The organism is Ferribacterium limneticum (genome assembly GCF_020510625.1).
Classification (GTDB): Bacteria; Pseudomonadota; Gammaproteobacteria; order Burkholderiales; family Rhodocyclaceae; genus Azonexus; species Azonexus limneticus_A.
Window position 1 is genome coordinate 1764259 of the sequence record NZ_CP075191.1, and the last position, 22526, is coordinate 1786784.

Here is a 22526-nt window from a genome sequence, read left to right on the forward strand (position 1 = left end):
TTCACCGTCATTCCCGCGTAGTCGGGAATCCAGGTGCTTTCTGGATTCCCGACGGCGCGGGAATGACGCTGTGTGGAGGTCTGGCGGGCTCTCATGCTGCGTCCTCGGTCAAGCTGGCAACGACGGCGCGGTAGCGTTGGTTCAAGGCGTGCTGCAGTTCGTCGCTGAGTGCTTCCTGTTGCAGCCGGCGGGCGAAGACATCGTGCGGGCTGAGTTCGTCCAGCATTTCTCTGGCCTCGGCCGTCAGGCTGGCGACCGCGTTGCCGCGCTGGCGACGGATGCGCAGCACCTCGACCGGCCAGCCTTCAGTCAGCGCTTCGATGCGGGCCGGCAGGTCGGCCAGGTAATCGTCTTCGGCGACGGTGACTTCCAGCCAGGCCGGGCGTTCGCGGGTACCTTCGGCGGCCGCGGCACCGATGGCGCCGGCCAGGGTGTCGAGATTGCCGCTGACGGCGACCAGGCTTTGAAAGCGCGGCACTGGCAGGACGGTGACGGCTTTGAGGCCATCAAAATCGAGATCGACGAGCAGCATTTCCTTGGTTTGCTTGGCTTCGTCGAAACCAAGCGGGATGGGCGAGCCGCAGTAGCGGATGTGTTCCAGGCCGCCGACTTTCTGCGGCCGGTGGATATGGCCGAGGGCAATGTAGGCGGCTGGCGGGAAGGCGGCGGTCGGGAAGGCTTCGAGCGCACCGACGTAGATTTCACGCACCGATTCGCTGGTACTGGCACCGACGGTGGTCAGGTGGCCGGTGGCGATGATGGGTAGTTGGCGGCCGAAATTCGAGCCGAGTTCGGCGGCGAGGGTGGTCTGGCGTTCGACGGCGGCCGCGAAAACGGCGCTGTAATGTTCCTGGATGGCTGTTTGCAGCGACAGCTGTTTGTCTTCGGCGCTTTGGCCGGCCAGGCTTTGCAGGACGTCGCGCGGACGAACGAAGGGAATGGCGCAGACGATGCAGCCGGGGTCGCCCTTGCGTTGCGGCAGGACGATGACTTGCGTCGCAGGGTCGGCGTGCGTTGCGGCGATCACCGTGGTGCCCAGATGGGCGAGGAGTTCACGGCTTTCGCCCAGCGTGGCCGGCGAATCGTGGTTGCCGCCGAGCACCAGTAGCGGCACGCCGGCCTTGTAAAGTTGGCCGACCAGCTGGTTGTACAACTCGCGGGCGTAGCTGGGCGGCGTGCCGGTGTCGAAGATGTCGCCGGCGATCAGCACGGCATCCACCGCCTGCGTTTCCACTTGTTCGAGCAGCCAGACGATCAGCGCCTGATGCTCGGCCTGCCGGCTCTTGCCCATGAAGTGCTGGCCGAGGTGCCAGTCGGAGGTGTGGAGGAGGCGCATGCTGTGAGGCTGAATGGGAAAGGGCGAAGTTTAAACGGCAATGCCCCCGTGCTGCAGCCGGCGTTGTCCGCCTTCTCCCGGCCGGCACCGTCTCAAGTACTCGTTGTTGTGCCCGAACTGGCGACGTAGCGCTCGCTGACGAATTTCTCGATTTCCTGCAGGAAGCTGTCGCCCTTGTAGCTGCCGGCCAGCTCGCGCGCCTTGCCGAGGAATTCGTCTTCGCCGATCCCGGCTGCCTTGGCCAGGCCGAGCCAGATGGATTGCGGGAAGGTCGTGGTGGCGGATTCCGGCATGCTCAGGCCGGCTTCCTGCCAGCGCTGTTTCAATTTGTCGGGGACTTCCCCGGCCAGTTCCTTTTCGAATTGCGCCATGGCGGCCTGGTCCTTTTGCAGTTGTTGGGCTTCGCTGAGCGGTGCTTCGCTCGCGGCCGGCGTCAGCTTGGCCATGGCCTGCGCGATGTCGACTTCGCGCTGCGCGTCTTCCATGCTCATCGGCGTTTTCCAGCCTTCGCTCTGGACAGCCTGGATCAGGCGGACGTAGGGCGTCAGATTGGTCATGCCTTCCTTGTTGGCGGCGCGTGCAGCGTGCATTTCGCTCTTGATCTGCGCGAGGAGCGCCGCGTTTTCCGGCAGTAGGGGCAGGTTGCCGAGGCCGGGCGTGGCGCTGCTGCTGCCGCTGATGCCCTGGTTGGCCTCGAGCCGGGCCTTGGCTTCGTCGAGGATGTCCTGTGGGAAAACCCGGTTCAGCTCGGCTAGGGCGTCCTGGCGGATGGATTCGGGGACGGCGATTCGGTTTTCTCCGGCAGCCGCCAGGCGGGCCTCGTTCGAGATGCTCACCGTCGTGCTTTCGCTGCTCGTCGTGCCGGCCGTACTTGCCGTGCCCTGGCTGCTTGCCGCGCTGCGCACGGCGCTGGTGGCGCCGGCGGCGTAAAAAGATGTGATGGCCGTGATGCTCATTGTTGTCCTCCCGCGAAATGTTCGGTTCCTGGCGGATGGCAGTTGCAATATCGATGCCATGCCGCAAATAAAATCCGGATTTCGGCGCCGGGCCTGCGCCGGCAAGGATTTTCAGGCGCCGTGCCGGGTTGGTCCGGAGGCGGAAAATGCGGCAATTTTTGCGGTCGACCGGAAAAAAGTCCGGGTTTTCGCGGTGAGGGCGCCTGTCGTTCCGTTGCAACGGCCGCCGGAAAAAAGCGCACGCCGAACGGCACGGCCTGGTCATCGTCTCGGTGGCGGCGCTGGCCGATTACACGCGGCGGGTCGAGGTGTAGGAAGCTGCCTACGATTTGTCGCTTGTCATGCAAACCCCTCCCAATCTTCCCTGAGAAGGGGGGGAGGGGTTTCTTCGAAGATTGTCGCGAAGGCGACAAGGTGGCGTTCAGTGGTGCCGGCAATCACGGGTAAATCGGGGTCTTCCGCGATTCCTGCGGGTGGCATCGCTTTTGCGTCCAGGTTGTCATTGTCTTTTCTGCAGTCTGTTGGCCGGCATCTCTATCGAGGAAAAACCGAATGACCATGAAGTTCTACATGACCCCGGGTTCGTGCTCGACCGGAATCCACATCCTGCTCGAAGAATGCGGCCTGGTTTTCGAGGCCTACGTCGTCAATCTGCTGGCTGGCGACCAGTACAAGAAGGAGTACGCCGCGATCAATCCCAAGGGCACCATCCCGGCGCTGGTGCTGGATGACGGCACGGCGCTCACCGAGTTTTCCGCCATCGCCTGGTGGCTGGCCCGCAGCTATCCGAAGCGCAAGCTGCTACCGGAAAGCCTGAAGGACGAGGTGCAGGTGCTGAGCGTCATGAATCACGCCGTGCATACGCTGCACACTCAGGGCTTCGCCCGCATCTTCACCACCGAACGCTTTGCGCCGAGCAGCTCGGACCACGAATCGGTCAAGGCGCAGGGGCGGCAGATCATCGACAAGGCCTTTGCCTTCGTGAATCGTGAGCTGGCCGGGCGGCAATATGTCGTCGATCACTTCACGATCGCCGATGCCGCGCTGTTCTATGTCGAGTTCTGGGCCGACCGCATCGGCATTCCATTGCCGGAAAACTGCGAGGCCCACTACCGCCGCATGCTGACCCGCCCGGCCGTGCGCCAGGTGCTGGCGGAAGAGGGCTACGCTTCGGTGTTGCGCTGAGCGCCGCGCCGGAAATGGAAAGCCCTGTTACATTTGCAGGCCTTTCCGATCTGCACTGACACGCTGCCAAGAGATTCAATGACCGCCACTCCGGAACACTTCATTCAGGCCATCGCCCTGTTCGACGCCGCCAACGCACAGGATCCCAATCAGGACGAAGGCCAGCCAAAAGAGCTGCTGTACGCCCGGCGCATGACCGAGATGATCGGTCGATTTGCGCCGGAGGCCAGCGAAGTCGCCCAGCTTGCCGTGCGTGCCCAGCATATAAAGCGGTGGACTGTGCCGCGCAGCAATTACCCGCTCGGCAAGCCCGGCTACTTTGCGTGGCGTACCGGGCTCTATCGCTTTCATGCCGAAACGGCCGGCGAGTTGATGCGCCAGGCGGGTTACGACGAAGCGATGATCGACCAAGTTAAGCTGGTAGTCAGCAAGCAAGGCATCAAGACCAACGCCGATACCCAGATGCTGGAGGACGTCAGTTGTCTGGTTTTTATCGAGCACTACATGCTTGGCTTTGCCGGCCAGCAGGCTGATTACACCGAAGACAAGTGGCTCGGCATCATCCGCAAGACGTGGTCGAAAATGTCGGGCGCCGCCCAGACCTTCGCCACGACGGGCGGCATCAAGCTGCCTGAGGCGCTGGTGCCGCTGATCCTGAAAGCGGTTGCCGGGGGCTGATTGGTCGGATCAACCCGGGAAAGCGGCCAGAATTGAAATTGCCGGTATCCGCTGCAGTGGCAGCGGGGCCCTAGGCCCGGCGATCTTCGCCCGGTCGTGGCTGGCTGCGGCGTTCCGGCCGAGAAGGGTCGCGCACGCCACGCCCGCGCAAAATCAGCGCCGGGACTGCGAACAGAAAAACCAGGATAAGGGCTGCGAGCAGGAAGTGATTGTCGAAAATTTCTTGTAGCACCGAACGCTCCTGAGCGTGGCTGGCCAAGCCGGCCTCTGTTCATTCTAGGCTATTGCCACCGTCTTTTTTAGCCGGCAGTAGGTCCGAACATCGCCAGGAGCGTCAGGTCTTCCGTGATGTCGAAAAATGAATGTTGCGTCGTCGCCTGGATGAAAAGGAGGGTTCCCGGACCGACATCCTGCTCCTGGGTATCGACGCGCACCCTGGCTTTGCCTTCCAGCACCATATAGAGCTCATCTTCGAGGTGAGGCGCCTGCATGTCCCGGGAGCCAGCGGGAAGTCTGTAAACGGCACACGACATTTGTGAAGCTCTCAAAAATTCGAAGAAGCTGGGCTCGGAACCGGCCACTTTTGCCTTCAGCTCATTGATGTCGAATACCTTCCACATGGCAAAACTCTCCCGGATATTGATGTTGGACCAAGCTATGTTGCCACACGCCAACCCGCGCCAAGCGGGAATTCAGAAAAGTCCAAGCCTTGGGCGAGCTGGATGTGTGAAAAATGAGGGCCAAGCCCCCAATTCTGCTCAGCTAACCGTCATTCCCGCGAAGGCGGGAATCCAGGGCTTACGCATTTACTGGGTTCCCGCTTTCGCGGGAACGACAAATTTTAAAAACTGTCCGCCTTAAGCACTCAGCCTGAAGCGTCTGGCGCTGTCGTGCGCCGCTTCGATCATCGCCGTCAGCCGTTCGGGCGACGGCTGCAGTTCTTCAGCGAATAGCCCGGCAATGCGTTCGATCGTCACTTCGGCAGCGGCAGCATCGTGGAAGAGGGCACGCGTCCGGCGCGCCAGGATGTCTTCGATCGTCCGTGCCGCTTCATGGCGGATGGCAAAGCGGACCATGGCTTCGGTATAGGGCAGCGCCGGGTGCAACGGTTGCTCATGGCCGGGCAGTGTGGCGAGTTGATGTGCGTCGGTGCCGTAGACATCGTTGCCTGGCTGGGCCGGGCTGGCGTGCAGTTTCAGCGATTGGGTTGGGCACGGCACGGCTTTCAACCGGCCGACTTCAATGGCACGGTCGATGACCTGCTCAGCCATCAGCCGGTAGGTCGTCCATTTGCCGCCGGTAATCGTGATCAGGCCGCTGTCGCTGACCAGCACCGCGTGTTCGCGCGACAGGGCAGCGGTGCTCTTGCCATCCTTGTTGTCCGGATGGATCAGCGGGCGCAGGCCGGCGTAGGCACTGCGAATGTCGGCCCGGGCGGGTGACCGGGTGAGCACGCTGGCGGCGGTACGCAGCAGGAAGTCGATCTCATCGGCCAGCGGCTGCGGGTCGTTCAGTTGGGTGAGTTCGGGGCGCGGTGTATCGGTGGTGCCAAGCAGCACCTTGCCCTGCCAGGGAATGGCGAACATGACGCGGCCGTCTTCGGTTTCCGGGACCAGAATCGCCTGCTGGCCGGGCAGGAAATCGGCATCGACGACAAGGTGGATGCCTTGGCTGGGGGTGAGCAGCGGGGCGGCATTGCTGTCATCGAGATGTCGCACGCTGTCGGCATGCACGCCGGTCGCGTTGATCACCACCCGGGCCTGGATTTCAAATTCCTCGCCAGTTTCGGCGTCGCGCAGGATGGCGCCGGTGACCCGGCCACCCGCCTTGATCAGCCGGGTGGCTGGCAGGTAATTGAGGCAGGTGGCCGCGAGGTCGGTGGCCGTGCGCATCAGCGTGATGGCCAGCCGCGCGTCGTCGAACTGGCCATCCCAGTAGCGGATGCCGCCGCACAAACCCGTGCGGCGCAGGCCGGGCAGGGCGTCGATCACTTCCTGACGGTTGAGGCTGCGCGAGCGTGCCATGTTTTGACTGCCGGCCAGCAGGTCGTACATCGTCAGGCCGGCGCCGTAGAGCAGGCGGTCGAAGTGTCGCCAGGCAGGGATAATGAAGGTCAGCGGATGCACCAGATGTGGTGCGTTATGGAGCAGACGGGCGCGTTCGAGCAAGGCGTGGCGCACCATCGCAATGTCGCCCTGGCGCAGGTAGCGCACCCCACCGTGGATCAGTTTGGTGCTGCACGACGAGGTTCCCGACACGAAGTCGCGGGCTTCAACGAGCAGGGTGCGGTAACCGCGTGCTGCCGCGTCGACAGCTGCCCCCAGACCGCTGGCGCCACCGCCGATGATCAGGATGTCCCAGGGGTGAGGCTCGCGCAGCCTGGCCAGGCTGTCTTCGCGGCTGAATGAGGCGTTGCTCATTCGGCTTTCGCCCAATGCAGGCTGCGTTCTACGGCGCGGTGCCAGTCGGCGAACAGTTCGGTACGCCGGCTTTCGGCCATGGCTGGTTCAAAGCAGTGTTCGGCCTGCCACATTGCCGTCAGTTCGGCTTCGTCACGCCAGAAACCAACGGCCAGCCCGGCCAGATATGCCGCCCCGAGTGCCGTGGTCTCGGTGATTTTCGGCCGTACCACCGGTACGCCGAGCAGATCGGCCTGAAACTGCATCAGCAGGTCATTTTTCGCGGCGCCACCATCGACCCGCAGTTCGCTCAGGCGCTGGCCGGCATCGTTTTCCATCGCCTGCAGCACTTCGGCGCTTTGAAACGCGATGGCTTCCAGCGCGGCACGGGCAATGTGGGCCCGAGTGGTGCCGCGCGTCAGGCCGAATAGGGCGCCACGGGCAAACGGATCCCAGTACGGCGCGCCGAGGCCGGTGTGGGCGGGCACCAGATAGACGCCGCCGTTATCCGGCACGCTGGCGGCCAGTGCCTCGATCTGGTCGGCGCTGGAAATCAGCCCCAGGCCGTCGCGCAACCACTGCACGGTGGCGCCGCCCATGAAGACGCTGCCTTCAAGCAGATAGGTGGTGTGGCCCTGGCGTTGCCAGCCAACGGTGGTCAGCAGCCGGTGGCTGGAGGCCATGGGTGCCTGGCCGGTGTTCATCAACAGGAAGCAGCCGGTGCCGTAGGTGCTCTTGGCCATGCCATGTTCGAGACAGGCTTGCCCGAAAGTGGCGGCCTGCTGGTCGCCGGCCATGCCGCTGAGCGGAATCTCGGCGCCCAGCCATTCGGCGGCGATGGTGGCTATCTCGCCGCTGCTGTCGACGATGCGTGGCAGCAGCGCTGGCGGAATGTCGAGCAAGGCCAGCAACTCGTCGTCCCAGCAGCGGCGGTGGATGTCGAAGAGCAGGGTACGCGAGGCATTCGACGGATCGGTCACATGGGCTTGCCCGCCCGAGAGCTTCCAGGCCAGCCAACTGTCGATGGTGCCGAAGGCCAGTTCGCCCCGTTCGGCCCGGGCGCGGGCGTCGGGAATGTGGTCGAGCAGCCACTTCAGTTTGGTGCCGGAAAAATAGGCATCGACCACCAGGCCGGTGCGTTCGCGGAACAGTTCGGCATGGCCGGCCGCTGTCAGTTCGTCGCAAATGCCGGCGGTGCGGCGATCCTGCCAGACGATGGCGCGGTGCAGCGGTTCGCCGGTGCTTCGATCCCAAAGCACCGTGGTTTCGCGCTGGTTGGTGATGCCGGCAGCGACGATCTGCGTTGCCGAAACGCCGTTGTCGCGCAACACGGCGCGCGCCACGGCCAACTGCACCTGCCAGATTTCATCGGTGTCATGCTCGACCCAGCCGGGCTGGGGGTAGTGCTGGGTGATTTCCTGCTGGGCGATGCCGTGAATATTGCCATGCCGCCCAAACAAAATGGCGCGGGCGCTGGTCGTGCCCTGGTCGAGTGCGAGAACAAACTGGTCGGAACGGGCTTCCATGTTGAACTCCGGCGAGCGTTGTCTGGCCAGTATAACCGGCTATGTCCGGGGCGATCGGTGTCTTGAAAGACGCACCCATGTGTTGGCTCGGGATGGATGAGTCTGCCTCCGTTTCTGGCTTTACACTCAAAGCTTTCAGTAACCCCGCGCTCAACACAATGACCATCGAAATCTCCTCTGATGCAAGCAAGGCGGCCATCGCCTCGATTCAGCGTTACTTTTCCGAAAATATGGACGAGGAAATCGGCAACCTCGCTGCCGGCGCGCTGCTTGGGTTTTTCCTGAAAGAGATCGCCCCCATCGCATACAACCAGGGCGTGGCGGATGCCCAGGCGCGGTTGCAGGCAAGGGTGGCGGAGCTCGATGTCGAGGTGTACGAAGACGAGTTTCAGTACTGGTTGAAGCAGGGGCGGCCAGGCAAACGCCGTGGATGAATTGAGCGCCCTGTCCGGCCTTGGCCCACACCCCAAACTCCGGCTCCGTGGCCACCTCAGGTATAATGCCGGCCTCTCCGCCTAACCTGAAATCAACCTCCAATGGCCGACATTCTTTGCATCAAGGGCGACGCCGCCTTCTCCGCCTTCCGTCTGCAACGCCTGCAAGCCCGCTTGGTCGCGGCCGTTTCGGATATCGAATCCGTGGTGGCCGATTACTGGCATGTCGTGGCGCAAAAGCGCGTCCTGAATGTCGATGAGCGCGCCAAGCTGGCGACGCTGCTGGAAGAGAAAGCGGCCGGCGCTGAAGCTGGCGAACTGTTCCTCGTCGCGCCGCGCATCGGCACCATTTCGCCGTGGTCCTCGAAGGCCACCGACATCGCCTGGAACTGTGATCTGGATGCCATCGAGCGCATCGAGCGGGTCATCGCCTTCCACGTTGTCGTTAAAAACAATCGCGCCCTGACTGCCGAAGAAAAGAAGACCGTCGCCGGCCTGCTGCACGACCGGATGACCGATTCCGTGCTGCCCGGTTTTGACGCCGCCGGTGAGCTGTTCCGTCACTTCGAGCCTAAGCCGCTGAATACCATCGATGTGCTGGCCGGTGGCAAGGCCGCCCTGGTCGACGCCAACGGTTCGCTCGGTCTGGCGCTGTCAGACGATGAAATCGATTACCTGCTCGACGTCTTCACCAAGGCCGGCCGCAACCCGACCGACGTCGAACTCATGATGTTCGCCCAGGCCAATTCCGAGCACTGCCGCCACAAGATCTTCAATGCATCGTGGGTCATCGACGGCCAGGCCAAGGACAAGACCCTGTTCGGCATGATCCGCGAAACGCATGCCGCCGCGCCGCAAGGCACGATCATGGCCTACGCCGACAACGCCTCGATCATCGAAGGCGCCACCATCCAGCGTTTCTACCCGGATGCCGACCGCGGCTACAGCTACAAGGAAGAGCTGACCCACATCCTGACCAAGGTCGAGACGCACAATCACCCGACGGCCATTTCGCCGTTCCCCGGTGCGTCGACTGGTTCCGGCGGCGAAATCCGCGACGAAGGCGCCACCGGCAAGGGTTCCAAGCCGAAGGCCGGCCTCTGCGGCTTCTCGGTCTCCAACCTCAACCTGCCGGACGCCCCGCAGCCGTGGGAACACGCCTACGGCCGTCCGTCGCGCATCGCCTCGGCCCTCGACATCATGCTCGAAGGCCCGATTGGCGCGGCAGCATTCAACAACGAATTCGGCCGTCCGAACCTGACCGGCTACTTCCGCACCTACGAGCAGGACGTCGCCGGTACGGTGCGTGGCTACCACAAGCCGATCATGATCGCCGGCGGCCTGGGCAGCATCCAGGCCGAGCAATCGTTCAAGGACGAAACCTTCCCGGTCGGTACCAAGTTCGTGCAACTGGGTGGTCCCGGCATGCTGATCGGCCTCGGTGGCGGTGCCGCCTCGTCGATGACGGCCGGCTCCAATGCCGAAGACCTCGATTTCGCCTCGGTCCAGCGCGGCAACCCGGAAATCCAGCGCCGCGCGCAGGAAGTCATCGACCGCTGCTGGCAGATGGGCGCCAACAACCCGATCCTGTCGGTGCATGACGTTGGTGCCGGCGGCGTTTCCAATGCACTGCCGGAACTGGCCCATTCGGGCGGCGTCGGCGCCGTGTTCGACCTGCGCAAGGTGCCGACCGAAGAGCCGGGCATGTCGCCGGCTGAAATCTGGTCGAACGAATCGCAGGAACGCTACGTGCTGGCCATTCCGCCCAACCGCATCGCCGAGTTCCAGGCCATGTGCGAGCGCGAGCGCTGCCCGTTCGCTGTCGTCGGCGAAGCGACCGGCGACGGCCACCTGACCGTCACCGATGCCCATTTCGGCGTCAATCCGGTCGACATGGAAATGGAAGCGCTGCTCGGCAAGCCGCCGCGCATGACGCGCGACGTCAAGCATGAGCCGGAAACCTTCGTTTCCTTCGACGCCACCGCCATCGAACTCAAGGACGCCGCCTACCGCCTGATGCGTCTGCCGACCATCGCTGACAAGACCTTCCTGATCTCCATCGGCGACCGCTCGGTCGGCGGCATGACCGCCCGCGACCAGATGGTCGGCCCGTGGCAGGTGCCGGTGGCCGACGTCGCCGTCACCACGATGGGTTACCAGGGCTACCTCGGCGAAGCCTTCGCCATGGGCGAGCGCACCCCGCTCGCCGTGTTCGACGCGCCGGCGTCCGGCCGCATGGCCATCGGCGAGGCACTGACCAATCTGGCCGCTGCCGATGTCGGCGAACTCGGCAAGGTCAAACTGTCTGCCAACTGGATGGCGCCGTGCGGCGTCGCCGGTGAGGATGCCCGCCTGTTCGACACCGTTGAAGCCGTCTCTGACCTGTGCAAGGCGATTGGTGTATCAATCCCGGTCGGCAAGGATTCGCTGTCAATGCGCACCGCCTGGGAAGAGGGCGGCGTCAAGAAGCAGGTCGTGTCGCCGCTATCCTTGGTCGTCACCTCGTTTGCTGCGGTCGACGACGTGCGCAAGACGAAAACCCCGCAACTGGCCGTCGATCAGGGCGAAACCGAACTGCTGCTGCTCGATCTCGGCCAGAACCGCCTCGGCGGCTCCTGTCTGGCCCAGGTATACAACGCCACCGGCAGCGATGCGCCGGATGTCGACGACCCGGCCAAGTTGAAGGGCCTGTTCGATGCCGTGCAAAAACTCAACCGCGACGGCCTCCTGCTCGCCTACCATGACCGCTCCGACGGTGGCTTGTTCGTCGCCGCCTGCGAAATGGCCTTTGCCACGCGCCGTGGCGTCTCGCTCGATCTCGACGGCATCTGCTACGACGCCGGGGCCGGTGATGTCGATGGTTCCGAGAAACTGACCAACCTGCTGGCCGGCCGCGATTTCGAAAACATCGTGCGCGCCCTGTTCAACGAAGAACTCGGCGCCCTGATCCAGATTCGCCGCGCTGATCGTGAAAAGGTCACGACGGTATTGCGCGCCCTGCGTGTGCCCTACCACTTCGTCGGCACCATGAACGAGTGGGATGAAATCCGCGTCACCCGTAACGCCAAGCGCGTGCTGCGCGAGAAGCGCGTCGACCTGCAGCGCGCCTGGTCGGAAACCAGCTACCAGATGCAGACGCTGCGTGACAACCCGAGCTGCGCGCAGCAGGAATTCGACCGCATCCTCGACGTCACCGATCCCGGCCTGACGCCGAAGCTGACTTTCGATCCGCAGGAAGATTTCACCAAGGTTTACCAGGATGTCAGCGGCCGTCCGCGCGTCGCCATCCTGCGCGAGCAGGGCGTCAACAGCCATTACGAAATGGCTGCCGCCTTTGACCGCGCCGGCTTCGCCTCGGTCGACGTGCATATGAGTGACATTCTCACCGGCCGCGTCAGCCTCAAGGATTTCAAGGGTCTCGTCGCCTGTGGCGGCTTCTCCTACGGTGACGTGCTCGGCGCCGGCCTCGGCTGGGCGCGGACTATCCTGATGCATGACGGCTGCCGCGACGAATTCGCCGCCTTCTTCAACCGCAAGGACACCTTTGCTCTCGGCGTCTGCAACGGTTGCCAGATGATGAGCGCCCTGAAGTCCATCATCCCGGGTGCCGAACACTGGCCGGCTTTCCGCCGCAACAAGGTCGAGCAGTTCGAAGCGCGTTTCGTGATGACCGAAATCCTCGATTCGCCGTCGATCTTCTTCGCTGGCATGGAAGGCTCGCAGGTGCCTATCGTCGTTTCGCACGGCGAAGGTCGCGCTGTCTTCGACAATGCCGACGACCAGAGCAAGGTGCTGTCGGCCGTGCGCTACGTCGACAACAAGGGCGAATCGACCGAAGTCTATCCGTACAACCCGAATGGCTCGCCGAATGGTTTGACGGCAGTGACCACAGCTGACGGCCGTTTCACGATCATGATGCCGCACCCGGAACGTGTTTTCCGCACCGTGCAGATGTCGTGGCATCCGGAAAACTGGGGCGAGGATTCGCCGTGGATGCGCATGTTCCGCAACGCGCGGCGCTGGGTGGGTTGATCCGGCGGGTGCTGAACAAAAAGGACTCTGCGGAGTCCTTTTTTATTGCCTGTTCAACTCCCGAAAAGGCCAGTGAATTCTCGTGGTGGCGTCGTTGGAGTTGGATCATAATGAACAAAAATACAACGCCAAGGAGAGACCATGCATCGCCAGCCTTCAGCACCCGATGAAGAAACGCTGACCGACGATCTGGTGCCGTTTCGTGGCTTGATTCGCTACGAACAGCAGTTGCCGGTTCGCCAGGTGGCTTATTACCTGTGCGGCGAAATTCGCGAGCCGCAATATTACACAGAGCTGTTTTATACCCTGCGCTCAGCCAGCGAGACCGATCTGGTCTACATCCACATCAATTCATCCGGTGGCGATTTCAATACCGGCCTGCAGATCATCAACAACATCTTTTCCTCGAACGCCCGGGTAGTGACGATTCTCGAGGCGCGAGCCTACTCGATGGCGGCGCTGATTTTCCTGAGCGGCGATGAGTTGATCGTGCATGACAACTGCCAGTTGATGTTCCACATTTATTCAGGGATTTTTGCCGGCAAGGGCAATGAACAGCAGGCCGAAGTGACTGCAGTGGGCAACTGGTTCGAGAAGGTGATGTCCCGGCTGTGTTCGCCTTTCCTGACGGAAACGGAGATCGCCAATATCCTGAAGGGCTCGGATGTCTGGATGGATTCCGACGAAATACGGCGTCGCCTGCTGCGCCTGCAAAGAGCCAAGACGGCTGCGCGAAAGAAGAAAGCCGGGAAACCTGCTGCTTGATCTCTTCGTGGGGCGTCGGCATTCAGTGACACCTCGTTTGCCAATTTAGGCGCACCTGCTCGCTGATCGGTATTCGGTCGCTGAAATAAAAATGGCACAGAAACTCTGTGCCATTTTTTTGGTCGATTGTAGCGACCGGTAACGATCTTCAGCGTTAACGCTGTTCCCGCAATTTATCCAAATGGCCGACGAGTTGGTGTGAGGCCTCGTTGAGTTCCGGTAGCAGCAGGTCGGCGGAGTCACCCAGGCCATTGTTGCTGAGATCGACGATGTCGTTGGCCAGCGCATGAAAACGGTCGTGGATGGCAAGGAGTTCCTGGTAATCGGGTGACTCGACGTAAGTGCCCTCGGCTTCTTTTAATAGCTTGGCAAGGGTGCAGCCACGGTGTTCGGAGAGCGGCATATCCGCGTAGGCACCACCGGCGAAGGCGTTGAGGAACTGGCGGCGCCATTGGGTGTGCAAGCGTATGGCGCTGTCGATGTCGATACGCTTCATGAATGAGTTCTCCGGATGATTGATGGCTGGCGGCTCGGATGCCGCTTCTGGCCGAAAGCTGAATTATGCCGCAGGGCCGTGGATGGGCAAGGGGGCTGGGGGCTTTCAGCGAGGAAATTTCTGGTGAGCGATGAAGGTTTCCATCTGTGATGCGTTGAAAAATACCAGTCGAATTTCATCAATTGCCGTTATTTCGTCGAGAGTTTTATGCAGCGACTGCGAAACGATGAGCGCGGCTTTCTCAGCCGGAAAGCCAAAGGCGCCGGTTGAGATTGAAGGAAAGGCGAGGCTTTTCAATTCAAGACTGGCGGCCAGTTCAATGGCGTTGCGATAGCAGGCCGCAAGCAGTTCGGGTTCTTTACCGCCGTGTTGCCCATAGATGGGTCCGACGGTGTGGATGACATGGCGAGCCGGGAGTTTTCCGCCGCCGGTAATTGCAACCTTCCCGGTGGGTAAACCGCTGGGCCACTGGTTACGGCGAAGTTCGCGGCAGGCGTCGAGGATGGCCGGGCCGCCACGTCGATGAATCGCCCCATCAACTCCGCCGCCGCCGAGTAGCGTGCTGTTGGCCGCATTGACGATAGCGTCGACCGCTTGCTCGGTCAGGTCACCGACACAGAGGCGGACTCGTCCGTTCAGATAGTGGGGCGGGGTGCTTTTGATCATTCGCATGTTTCTTCACGCGCCATGAAAGAGGGCGCTACGAGGCGCTCGGTGTGGAATGGCTATCAGGCAGATGATGCATCACCAGCGCCGTCACTGCGAGTTTCTCAATGAAATGGATCGAATTGGCGAGCAAGAACCCCTTCTGTAATGGCCCTGTCTGCCCGCAAAGCCCGACGGTAATCAGCGCCATGGAGCGTGATGCTTTTCTGGTCGACAAGATTTATTACTACCGCGGCGGCATGCTGGACTGGTATGCGCCCGGCTTTACGATCGTCAAAGCCGAATTCTGATCGCTTGCCCGACCGGCAATGCCAAGGAGGCCGCGGCCGCTCTTTTTATTGCAGGCTGATCCGCTGCTTTCGGCGCCAGCAGGCGGGTATCTGCAGTGCGGCGACATCCGGGCTGGTATCGGCAAAGATAGCCTTGGCCCGGGCCAGGCGTGCGTCTTCTTCTGCGGAAATGCCGGCGAGCAGTTCAAACAGTTTTTGAATGCGTTCCATGATGATGACCTCCGTCAGTGGTGATTGGTTGACTGTATGGATAACCAGTTATTTAACTGTGAGTCGGAGATTAACGCATAACTGTATGGATGTACAGTATTCGATTTTTGCGTATTCGAGGTTAGCCTTGAGGCGTCGAGAGTGCGGGGGGTAGCGCCATGTCCAGAATCAAATCCCACTGGCTACCTAACGCCGGTACGGTCGCCACCTATCGTGGAAGGAGTAGCAACTCCGCCCGCAATGTTCGGGTCATTGCCGAAGCTTCGGGTGGCCGGATGGTGGTCGAGGCCATCGGGCGGCAGGGGGTACCGGTTCGCCTGACAGTCAAGCAGGAAAACCTGCTTCCCATGCAGCCCAGCCTGTTTGATTGATCTGCCCGCGCGTGGGAGTCAGCTTTTTTTGGGCCCCTGCGCTCCACTCAGATACTGGCAGTAAATTGCTTATGCCAGCGCTTGATGCGGGCGCACCTTGGCCATTCGAGCAATTTCGTTAGCGCATGGCATTTGGGCGCTATCTCCATGCGGACCCGGCCTTCGTTGATGCTCTCGACAAGTACTAGTCCTTGAGCATCAATCAGATAGCTTTCGCCAGCGCCCAAAAAAATATCGGCCAGCCTGTCTGGCAGCGTTATCCAGATCGTGCCGCTGATACAACGGATCCGAACACCGCAGGCCTTGGTCAGGCGAATCGGATTACCGTTCGTCAGGCATAGCTCGCTGGAAACGAGATCGATTTTCATAGCGCTCTCTACTTTTGTTGTCGAGAAAGTGTAGGGCGCTAATCGGCGGTGATACAGTCACAATTAAGTTAAATTGTAATCAGTACAATATTTGAAATTTTCAACTGTGCTGCTCGCTGTGCCTGTCATCTGTACTGGTCTCTCATGAGCGAACAACTTCTACGTTATGAACAGCTGGCCAGCGAACTGGCTGGCATGATCGAAAGCAGCGTGCTCAGTCGTGGCGATCGGCTGCCATCCGTCAGGCAACTATCGAAAGAGCGGCGCTTGTCGGTGTCCACCGTGCTCCAGGCGCTCCACCAGCTTGAAGACCGTGGGCTGGTCGAAGCGCGCCCCCAGTCGGGATATTTCGTTCGCCAGGCAAAAACAAGCCATGCCGAACCGCTGCTGCGTTCGACCCCTGAAGCGCCCATGCCGGTTGATATCTCGCAGCGCCTGGTCAGGGTTTTGCAGGCCGGCACCAGGCCGGGGGTGCCCCCGCTGGCCGCCGCGCTACCGGCTCCGGCGTTGTTGCCGGTGGCCGCCTTGAATCGCCTCTATGCGGGCGTCGCCCGGCGCCATCCGGCGTTGCTGTCGGGTGGCAGCCATATCAACATGGATGAACCGGCCCTGGTTCGGCAATTGGTGCGCCGCTCCCTGGCATGGGGTGGCCCCATTCCAGCGGAGGAATTCGTCATTACCAATTCCTGTACCGAGTCGCTGGGGTTATGCCTTCGGGCTGTCACCAAACCCGGTGATACGGTGGCCGTCGAGTCGCCAGCCTATTACCTGATGCTGCAACTGTTGGAAACTTTGGGCTTGAAGGCGCTGGAGATACCGACCGATCCGCGCACCGGGATGTCGCTCGATGCGCTGGAACTTGCGACCCGCCAGGGTGGGATTGCGGCTTGCCTGCTTGTCTCGAATGGCAGCAACCCGCTGGGTTGTGTGATGCCTGACGATAAAAAGCGTCTTTTCGCGGCGCTTACGGCAGCGCGCGGCGTGGCGGTGATCGAAGACGATATCTATGGTGATTTGCACCTCGGCAAAGAGCGACCCTGGCCGATCAAGGCCTACGACAAGGCAGGGAATGTCATGCTCTGTTCGTCGTTTTCGAAAAGCCTGTCACCGTCGTTGCGAATCGGTTTTGTCGCGGCCGGTCGCTACCGTTCGGCGATTGCCTTGCACAAGACCATTACCAGCGGCGGGACCAATCCCATTACCCAGCATGTGCTGGCCGAATATCTTGAGTCGGGGGCCTACGATCGTCACTTGCGAACGCTGCGCCGGGCCTACGAACGACAGGTCGAGGCGATGCGGCTGGCTGTCAGCCGGTATTTTCCGGCGGCGACCCGTATTGCCCAGCCACAGGGGGGCTATGTGCTGTGGGTCGAGTTGCCGGAAGAATTCGATACCACCCGGCTTTACGAGCAGGCGATTACGGAAAATCTGGCTTATGTGCCGGGCGAACTGTTTTCACCCAGCGGCATGTATCGCAACTGTCTGCGCCTCAATTGCGGCAACCCGCACACGCCGGAAATCGAGGACGCCATAAGACGCCTGGGCGCCATCTTTTCCCGCCCCCAAATCAAATGATGGACGCACAAACTACGGTATGATTGCCCCTTTTTGGCAAGCCGCTTTTGCCTTTTTGAACGCATTCGAAGGATTTTTCTGCTCATGTTCGACGCAGTCCGCAACAACAAAAGAATCGTCCAGGTTTTCCTTGCGCTGATCACGCTGCCGTTTGCCTTTTTCGGCGTTGATTCCTATATGAATGGAATTGGGTCAGGTGGCGATGTGGCCACCATCGGCAGTGTGAAAATTACCCAGCAGCAATTCCAGCAAACGCTGCGAGATCAGCAGGAGCGCTTGCGTACCCAGCTGGGCGCCCAGTTCGATGCCAAGATGCTGGATAACCCCGAGGCCCGCAAGGCGATTCTCGATGACCTGATCAACCAGCGCCTGCTGTTGGTGGAAGCCGGCAAGAAGCGGATGTTCGCCAGCGACGACGCGATACGCCAGACGATTGGTGCCATCGAGGCCTTCAAGGTCGATGGCAAGTTTTCCAGCGAGCGCTACGAAGCAGCCTTGCGCGCCCAAGGCATGTCGCCGGCCGGTTTTGAAGCCCAACTGCGTCAGGATCTGACTCTGCAGCAACTGGCTACAGCTGTCGGGCAATCCGGTCTGGTGGCGCGTACCGTCAGCGACCGCCTGCTTGCCTTGCAGACTGAAAAGCGCGAGGTGATGGAGTATCGCTTCAGCCTTGATAGCTACCTCGACAAGGTCAAACTGGCTGAAGATGCCGGCAAGAAGTTCTACGACGAAAACAGCACGCAATTCCAGATGCCGGAGCAGGCCAAGGCCGAATACGTGGTGTTGTCGATGGAGGCGATCAGCTCGCAGTTGTCAGTGACCGATGCCGAAGTCAAGGCCTGGTACGACGGCCACAAGGATCGTTTTCTGCAGGCCGAAGAACGCCGCGCCAGCCATGTCCTGGTGGCTTCCGAAAAGCTGGGCAAGGACAAGGCCAAAGCCAAGGCGGTGGAACTTCTGGCTGAAATCCGCAAAAACCCGGCTGCCTTCGGCGATCTGGCCAAGAAGAATTCCGATGATCCGGGTTCTGCCTCCAAGGGTGGCGATCTTGGCTTCTTCGGTCGCGGCATGATGGTGAAATCTTTTGAAGACACTGCCTTCAGCCTGAAGGATGGTGAAATTTCCGGGGTTGTCGAATCGGATTTCGGCTTCCACATTATCAAGCTGACCGGTATTCATGCTGCCAAGGAAAAGCCGCTGGCTGACGTCAAGGGCGAAATTGAAGCCGAGTTGAAGAAGACGGGTGCTTCCCGCAAGTTTGCCGAAGCCGCCGAAGCATTCAGCAACATGGTTTATGAGCAATCGGACAGCCTGAAGCCGGTGGCCGAGAAGTTCAAGCTGACCGTCAAGCAGTCCGACTGGCTGGGCCGTCAGGCCAACCCGGCGAATGGCGTGCTCGGCAACGAGAAAATCCTCGCCGCCTTGTTCTCCGACGATTCGGTCAAGAACAAGCGCAATACCGAGGCTGTCGAAATCGCACCGAATACGCTGGTTGCCGCACGTATTGTCGATTACAAGCCGACGGCCCTGCAGCCGTTCGATGGCGTCAAGGCCAGCATCGAAACCATGCTGAAGCGCAAGGAAGCGCAGGTCTTGGCGGTCAAGGATGGCGAGGCTCGTCTCGACGCGCTGCAAAAGGGTGAAGACAAACTGACCTGGGGCGCGGCCAAAGCTGTGTCGCGTCTGGATTCCCGCTTGATTCCGCCACCGGCCGCACAGTCGGTGTTTCGGATGGAGGCTGGCAAGTTGCCGGCTTACACCGGCGTCGAACTGCCGGGGGCTGGATACGCCTTGTTCAAGCTGACCAAGGTGATTGCCGGTGAGAACCTGGATGACGCCACCAAAAAAGGCATGTTGCAGCAACTCGGCAATCTGGTTGCCAAGGAGGAAATGCAACTTTATCTGGCGGCACTGCGTAGCCGCTATAAGGTTGAGATCAATCAGGCGGCACTGGAAGCCAAGGAAAAGTAAGCTTCTGTGTGTTCCATGGAAAGCGGGCTGCGGCCCGCTTTTTTATAGCCTGATTTTAGTTTGGCAATCCGGTGGTTTGCCGGATAAGTGGGTGCTATTCTTCTGGGAAAGATGAGCGAGAATGCCCTTGGGAGGGGGCTTTCAGCGAATGAAAATTACCAGAGGCAGACATTGAAACGAATCAGGGGGAAGCATGACCAGTAATCCGGGTTCGGCCGGGAAACGTCACGGCATTCTGCGATTGCTATGGGGTGCTGCGTTTCTGGTTAACTTGTTTGTCGTCGGCATGGTTCTCCTGATGCTTGAAAGAAACCGGCAACAGGAGGTCAATCAGGCGGAGACGCTGACCGAGAATTACTCGAAGATCCTGGAGGAGAGTCTTGCCGGTTTCATCAGCAAGATCGATATCACGCTGCTGACCGTTGCCGAAGAGGTGGAGCGGCAGCTCGCCACTGGCGGGATTGATCAAAAGGCGCTGGAGAAGTACATCGCGCACCAGGATGCCCATATTCCGGAGGCGCTTGGTCTGCGCGTGGTCGATGCACAGGGCATCATCCGGTATGCGATCAATGACATCAAGATTCGCAACGCCAGTATTGCCGACCGTCCGCAGTTCATCCGCCTGCGGGACGATCCGCAGGCTGGTCTGGTTATTTCGAAGCCTATCCTGGGTCGTGCCGCCGACAAATGGATGGTTACCTTGGGGCGCCGTATCAACCATCCCGATGGCTCTTTCGCTGGCGATGTCCATGTCGCCGTTGCGGTGGATCATTTCATTGGCATGTTTGCCAAGCTCAATTTGGGCGAGAACGGTAATGTCGGCTTGTGGGACAAGACCACCCTGATAGCGCGTTATACAAAGACGGATACTCATGGCGCAACGGTGGGGACAAGCAATCCCTCTTCGGACTTGCGGGCGCTGCTCGCTTCGAACCAGACTGCTGCCAGCTACCACACCCGTTCCGGGGTGGACGGGATTACCCGAACCTTCTACTACCGTCAGCTTGGTCAATACCCGCTCTACCTGATTGTCGGGCTGGCCGATGAGGACTACCTGGCCAAGTGGCGAAAGGATTCGCTGAATACCGTGATGTTGGCCGGACTGTTCGTGCTGGCCAGTCTGATTTCGTCATTCTTGATTGGTCGCGCCTGGAAAAGACGAGAGGCAGACCGTGATGCGCTACTGCGTCAGGATGCGGCATATACCGCCAAGCTCGAGCAGTACAACCGGGCTACCGATGCAGCATGGCGCCAAAGCGAACTAATCCTCTCGTCAGCCGCGGAAGGCATCTGCGGCGTCGATCTGGCGGGGCGGGTTATTTTCGTCAATCCGGCAGCACGCAAGATGTTTGGCTGGGATGAGGAAGAGGGCGTCGGGCTCGATCTGCATGCCCTGACGCACCATCACGATATGGATGGAAAACCTTACGACAACAAGGATTGCCAGGTTTTCAAGACGCTGCAAGATGGGGAGCGGCGACATGTCAGCGATGGCCTTTATTGGCGCAAGGACGGCTCATCCTTTCCGGTCGAATTTACAGTCTCGTCCATTGAGCGGGACGGAAGGATCACCGGGGCAGTCAACGTCTTTCGGGATATCTCCGAGCGCAAACAGATTGAAGCCGAACTGGAGCGCCATCATCGCCATCTTGAAGATCTGGTCCAGCAGCGAACGTCCGAACTGATGCAAACAGAGGCTAGGGCCAGCCATATTTTGCACTCCAGTGCCGACGGCCTGTATGGTATTGACTGCAAGGGAATCATCACCTTCATCAATCCGGCGGCCTGCGCGATACTCGGCTACAAGGCCGAGCAGGTCATCGGCCTCCCTGCGCATTCCTTGCTTCACCACAGCCAGCCGGATGGATCTCCTTATCCGGCGGCGGATTGCCCCAGTTACAAGGCCTTGCGACTCGGCCAGAAGGTTCGTGTCAACGATGAGGTTTACTGGCATGCCGACGGCCACGCCGTCCCGGTGATGTACGCCACTCACCCCATGTTGCAGGATGGCGAAATTACCGGTGCCGTCACCAGCTTTGTCGATGTCAGCGTTCAGCGGGCGGCGGCACAGGCGAGGGAACAGGCGCTGATTGCCGCAGAGAATCTGGCCCGGGTAAAGAGTGAATTCCTGGCCAACATGAGCCATGAAATCCGCACACCGCTCAACGGCGTCCTGGGGTTTGCCCAGATTGGCTATCGCAATTACCAGAATAGCGAGAAGGCGAGGGATTCTTTTGCCAAGATCCAGCTTTCCGGCAATCGTCTGCTCGGGATCATCAACGACATTCTCGACTTTTCCAAGATCGAGGCCGGCAAGCTACGCATCGAGCAGACGGAGGTGGTTCTTTCGGAGGTCATCGAACATGCCCTCGATCTGGTTCGGGAGCGTGCCCAGGCCAAGCAGATTGATCTTCGGGTTGAACTTGCCTCCGATCTGCCGAAAACCTGTATCAGCGACCCATTGCGCATGGGGCAGGTGCTTCTCAACATACTTTCCAATGCCGTCAAATTCACCGAGGCCGGCAGCGTTACCCTGTCACTCGACTGCCGGGATGGCATGTTGGTCTTCAAGGTAACAGACACCGGCATTGGCATGAATGCAGAGCAGATTGGCGCCTTGTTCAATCCATTTCATCAGGCAGACGCTTCGGCCAGCCGGAAGTTTGGCGGTACCGGTCTTGGTCTGGCGATCAGCAAACGTATTCTGGAGTTGATGAATGGAAATGTCAGCGTCAACAGTTGCACTGGCGTTGGCAGCAGCATCGAGTTTTGTTTTCCCTACGTAATGCCGGAGGGGGCAGCGGAAACGCAACCCAACTTGCAGGACGAAATGGGCGAGGGGAAAAAGCCATTGGCGGGTATTTCGATACTGGTGGCCGATGACGAGGCCATCAATCGCATGGTGCTCGAAGAGATTTTGGTCGAATACGGTGCCGGTGTGGTTCTGGTTGAAAATGGCCAGGAGGCGGTGGCGCGCGTGATGCACGACGGCCGGGATGCCTACGATGTGGTGCTGATGGATATCCAGATGCCGGAGATGGATGGGTTTGAAGCGACGCGCCGGATACTCGAACAGGCCCCTGATCTGCCGATCATTGCCCAGACGGCTCACGCCTTCAATGAAGAGCGGGAAAAGTGTTTTGCTGCCGGCATGGTCGATCACATCGCCAAGCCGATAGAGCCTGAGGCGCTGGGGGAAATGATCCGCCAGCATGTGCTGGTCAAGCCATAAAACAAAAACGCCGACCGGAATTAACCGAATCGGCGT

General features: G+C 60.5%; 20 protein-coding genes. 10 read left to right on the plus strand and 10 right to left on the minus strand.

Annotation, left to right across the window (positions count from 1 at the left end):
• Positions 1–91 precede the first annotated feature (91 nt).
• Together sbcD and KI617_RS08295 are read right to left on the minus strand one after the other, a co-directional pair.
• Positions 92–1336, minus strand: a complete 1245-nt coding sequence (gene sbcD / locus KI617_RS08290; RefSeq protein ID WP_226451526.1) for an exonuclease subunit SbcD — start codon at positions 1334–1336, stop codon at positions 92–94.
• 92 nt (positions 1337–1428) lie between these two features.
• Complete coding sequence (locus KI617_RS08295) at positions 1429–2292, minus strand: hypothetical protein (protein WP_226451527.1); 864 nt, start codon at positions 2290–2292, stop codon at positions 1429–1431.
• Positions 2293–2844: 552 nt separating this feature from the next.
• Between KI617_RS08295 and KI617_RS08300 the strand changes: the two genes are divergently transcribed.
• Both KI617_RS08300 and KI617_RS08305 read left to right on the plus strand, forming a co-directional pair.
• Positions 2845–3477, plus strand: a complete 633-nt coding sequence (locus KI617_RS08300) for a glutathione S-transferase family protein (RefSeq protein WP_226451528.1) — start codon at positions 2845–2847, stop codon at positions 3475–3477.
• A 78-nt stretch (positions 3478–3555) separates the two neighbouring features.
• The gene (locus tag KI617_RS08305) at positions 3556–4155 is read left to right on the plus strand and encodes a DUF4202 domain-containing protein (RefSeq protein WP_226451529.1); all 600 of its coding nucleotides are present in this window, start codon (positions 3556–3558) and stop codon (positions 4153–4155) included.
• Positions 4156–4225: 70 nt separating this feature from the next.
• Here KI617_RS08305 and KI617_RS08310 read toward each other — a convergent pair whose 3' ends face one another.
• The 4 genes from KI617_RS08310 to glpK form a co-directional block, all read right to left on the minus strand.
• Positions 4226–4387 carry a hypothetical protein gene (locus tag KI617_RS08310; protein ID WP_226451530.1) on the minus strand — a complete coding sequence of 54 codons (162 nt, stop codon included), beginning with the start codon at positions 4385–4387 and terminating at the stop codon, positions 4226–4228.
• A gap of 67 nt (positions 4388–4454) precedes the next feature.
• Positions 4455–4775 carry a cupin domain-containing protein gene (locus tag KI617_RS08315; protein ID WP_226451531.1) on the minus strand — a complete coding sequence of 107 codons (321 nt, stop codon included), beginning with the start codon at positions 4773–4775 and terminating at the stop codon, positions 4455–4457.
• 237 nt (positions 4776–5012) lie between these two features.
• Complete coding sequence (locus tag KI617_RS08320) at positions 5013–6575, minus strand: glycerol-3-phosphate dehydrogenase/oxidase (RefSeq protein WP_226451532.1); 1563 nt, start codon at positions 6573–6575, stop codon at positions 5013–5015.
• Positions 6572–8080 carry a glycerol kinase GlpK gene (gene glpK, locus KI617_RS08325; protein ID WP_226451533.1) on the minus strand — a complete coding sequence of 503 codons (1509 nt, stop codon included), beginning with the start codon at positions 8078–8080 and terminating at the stop codon, positions 6572–6574. The genes KI617_RS08320 and glpK overlap by 4 nt, the downstream gene beginning before the upstream one ends.
• 158 nt (positions 8081–8238) lie before the next feature.
• On the opposite strand from glpK, the gene KI617_RS08330 reads away from it, so the two are divergent.
• The 3 genes from KI617_RS08330 (at position 8239) to KI617_RS08340 (ending at position 13311) form a co-directional block, all read left to right on the plus strand.
• A complete protein-coding gene (locus tag KI617_RS08330; RefSeq protein WP_226451534.1) occupies positions 8239–8514 on the plus strand; it encodes a DUF2164 domain-containing protein in 276 nt (91 codons plus the stop codon).
• A 102-nt stretch (positions 8515–8616) separates the two neighbouring features.
• Entirely contained in the window at positions 8617–12546 is a 3930-nt protein-coding gene (gene purL / locus KI617_RS08335) for a phosphoribosylformylglycinamidine synthase (RefSeq protein WP_226451535.1), read from the plus strand.
• A 141-nt stretch (positions 12547–12687) separates the two neighbouring features.
• On the plus strand, positions 12688–13311 hold the full coding sequence (locus KI617_RS08340) for a Clp protease ClpP (RefSeq protein WP_226451536.1): 624 nt from the start codon (positions 12688–12690) through the stop codon (positions 13309–13311).
• 154 nt (positions 13312–13465) lie between these two features.
• Here the strand turns inward: KI617_RS08340 and KI617_RS08345 are convergent, their stop codons facing one another.
• Both KI617_RS08345 and KI617_RS08350 read right to left on the minus strand, forming a co-directional pair.
• A complete protein-coding gene (locus KI617_RS08345; protein WP_226451537.1) occupies positions 13466–13807 on the minus strand; it encodes a CZB domain-containing protein in 342 nt (113 codons plus the stop codon).
• A 105-nt stretch (positions 13808–13912) separates the two neighbouring features.
• Entirely contained in the window at positions 13913–14473 is a 561-nt protein-coding gene (locus KI617_RS08350) for an O-acetyl-ADP-ribose deacetylase (protein ID WP_226451538.1), read from the minus strand.
• A 107-nt stretch (positions 14474–14580) separates the two neighbouring features.
• Between KI617_RS08350 and KI617_RS08355 the strand changes: the two genes are divergently transcribed.
• Positions 14581–14763 carry a hypothetical protein gene (locus KI617_RS08355; RefSeq protein ID WP_226451539.1) on the plus strand — a complete coding sequence of 61 codons (183 nt, stop codon included), beginning with the start codon at positions 14581–14583 and terminating at the stop codon, positions 14761–14763.
• Between the two features lie 45 nt (positions 14764–14808).
• Here the strand turns inward: KI617_RS08355 and KI617_RS08360 are convergent, their stop codons facing one another.
• Entirely contained in the window at positions 14809–14973 is a 165-nt protein-coding gene (locus tag KI617_RS08360; RefSeq protein ID WP_226451540.1) for a hypothetical protein, read from the minus strand.
• A gap of 158 nt (positions 14974–15131) precedes the next feature.
• Between KI617_RS08360 and KI617_RS08365 the strand changes: the two genes are divergently transcribed.
• Positions 15132–15344: a hypothetical protein gene (locus KI617_RS08365; protein ID WP_226451541.1), complete on the plus strand. Its 213-nt coding sequence runs from the start codon at positions 15132–15134 to the stop codon at positions 15342–15344.
• 47 nt (positions 15345–15391) lie between these two features.
• Here KI617_RS08365 and KI617_RS08370 read toward each other — a convergent pair whose 3' ends face one another.
• Positions 15392–15712 (minus strand): DUF2917 domain-containing protein, encoded by a 321-nt coding sequence (locus KI617_RS08370; protein ID WP_226451542.1) that lies wholly within the window; start codon positions 15710–15712, stop codon positions 15392–15394.
• Positions 15713–15856: 144 nt separating this feature from the next.
• Between KI617_RS08370 and KI617_RS08375 the strand changes: the two genes are divergently transcribed.
• From KI617_RS08375 to KI617_RS08385, 3 genes are all read left to right on the plus strand, one after another.
• Complete coding sequence (locus KI617_RS08375; protein WP_226451543.1) at positions 15857–17287, plus strand: aminotransferase-like domain-containing protein; 1431 nt, start codon at positions 15857–15859, stop codon at positions 17285–17287.
• An 84-nt stretch (positions 17288–17371) separates the two neighbouring features.
• A complete protein-coding gene (locus tag KI617_RS08380) occupies positions 17372–19258 on the plus strand; it encodes a SurA N-terminal domain-containing protein (RefSeq protein WP_226451544.1) in 1887 nt (628 codons plus the stop codon).
• Positions 19259–19451: 193 nt separating this feature from the next.
• On the plus strand, positions 19452–22490 hold the full coding sequence (locus KI617_RS08385) for a PAS domain S-box protein (RefSeq protein ID WP_226451545.1): 3039 nt from the start codon (positions 19452–19454) through the stop codon (positions 22488–22490).
• The last annotated feature ends 36 nt before the right edge of the window (positions 22491–22526 follow it).

Excerpts from the sequence above, each read along its gene's own strand:
- sbcD (WP_226451526.1), bottom strand. The coding sequence starts at position 1,336 with ATGCGCCTCCTCCACACCTCCGACTGGCACCTCGGCCAGCACTTCATG.
- KI617_RS08295 (WP_226451527.1), bottom strand. The coding sequence starts at position 2,292 with ATGAGCATCACGGCCATCACATCTTTTTACGCCGCCGGCGCCACCAGC.
- KI617_RS08300 (WP_226451528.1), top strand. The coding sequence starts at position 2,845 with ATGACCATGAAGTTCTACATGACCCCGGGTTCGTGCTCGACCGGAATC.
- KI617_RS08305 (WP_226451529.1), top strand. The coding sequence starts at position 3,556 with ATGACCGCCACTCCGGAACACTTCATTCAGGCCATCGCCCTGTTCGAC.
- KI617_RS08315 (WP_226451531.1), bottom strand. The coding sequence starts at position 4,775 with ATGTGGAAGGTATTCGACATCAATGAGCTGAAGGCAAAAGTGGCCGGT.
- KI617_RS08320 (WP_226451532.1), bottom strand. The coding sequence starts at position 6,575 with ATGAGCAACGCCTCATTCAGCCGCGAAGACAGCCTGGCCAGGCTGCGC.
- glpK (WP_226451533.1), bottom strand. The coding sequence starts at position 8,080 with ATGGAAGCCCGTTCCGACCAGTTTGTTCTCGCACTCGACCAGGGCACG.
- KI617_RS08330 (WP_226451534.1), top strand. The coding sequence starts at position 8,239 with ATGACCATCGAAATCTCCTCTGATGCAAGCAAGGCGGCCATCGCCTCG.
- purL (WP_226451535.1), top strand. The coding sequence starts at position 8,617 with ATGGCCGACATTCTTTGCATCAAGGGCGACGCCGCCTTCTCCGCCTTC.
- KI617_RS08340 (WP_226451536.1), top strand. The coding sequence starts at position 12,688 with ATGCATCGCCAGCCTTCAGCACCCGATGAAGAAACGCTGACCGACGAT.
- KI617_RS08345 (WP_226451537.1), bottom strand. The coding sequence starts at position 13,807 with ATGAAGCGTATCGACATCGACAGCGCCATACGCTTGCACACCCAATGG.
- KI617_RS08350 (WP_226451538.1), bottom strand. The coding sequence starts at position 14,473 with ATGATCAAAAGCACCCCGCCCCACTATCTGAACGGACGAGTCCGCCTC.
- KI617_RS08355 (WP_226451539.1), top strand. The coding sequence starts at position 14,581 with ATGAAATGGATCGAATTGGCGAGCAAGAACCCCTTCTGTAATGGCCCT.
- KI617_RS08360 (WP_226451540.1), bottom strand. The coding sequence starts at position 14,973 with ATGGAACGCATTCAAAAACTGTTTGAACTGCTCGCCGGCATTTCCGCA.
- KI617_RS08365 (WP_226451541.1), top strand. The coding sequence starts at position 15,132 with ATGTCCAGAATCAAATCCCACTGGCTACCTAACGCCGGTACGGTCGCC.
- KI617_RS08370 (WP_226451542.1), bottom strand. The coding sequence starts at position 15,712 with ATGAAAATCGATCTCGTTTCCAGCGAGCTATGCCTGACGAACGGTAAT.
- KI617_RS08375 (WP_226451543.1), top strand. The coding sequence starts at position 15,857 with ATGAGCGAACAACTTCTACGTTATGAACAGCTGGCCAGCGAACTGGCT.
- KI617_RS08380 (WP_226451544.1), top strand. The coding sequence starts at position 17,372 with ATGTTCGACGCAGTCCGCAACAACAAAAGAATCGTCCAGGTTTTCCTT.
- KI617_RS08385 (WP_226451545.1), top strand. The coding sequence starts at position 19,452 with ATGACCAGTAATCCGGGTTCGGCCGGGAAACGTCACGGCATTCTGCGA.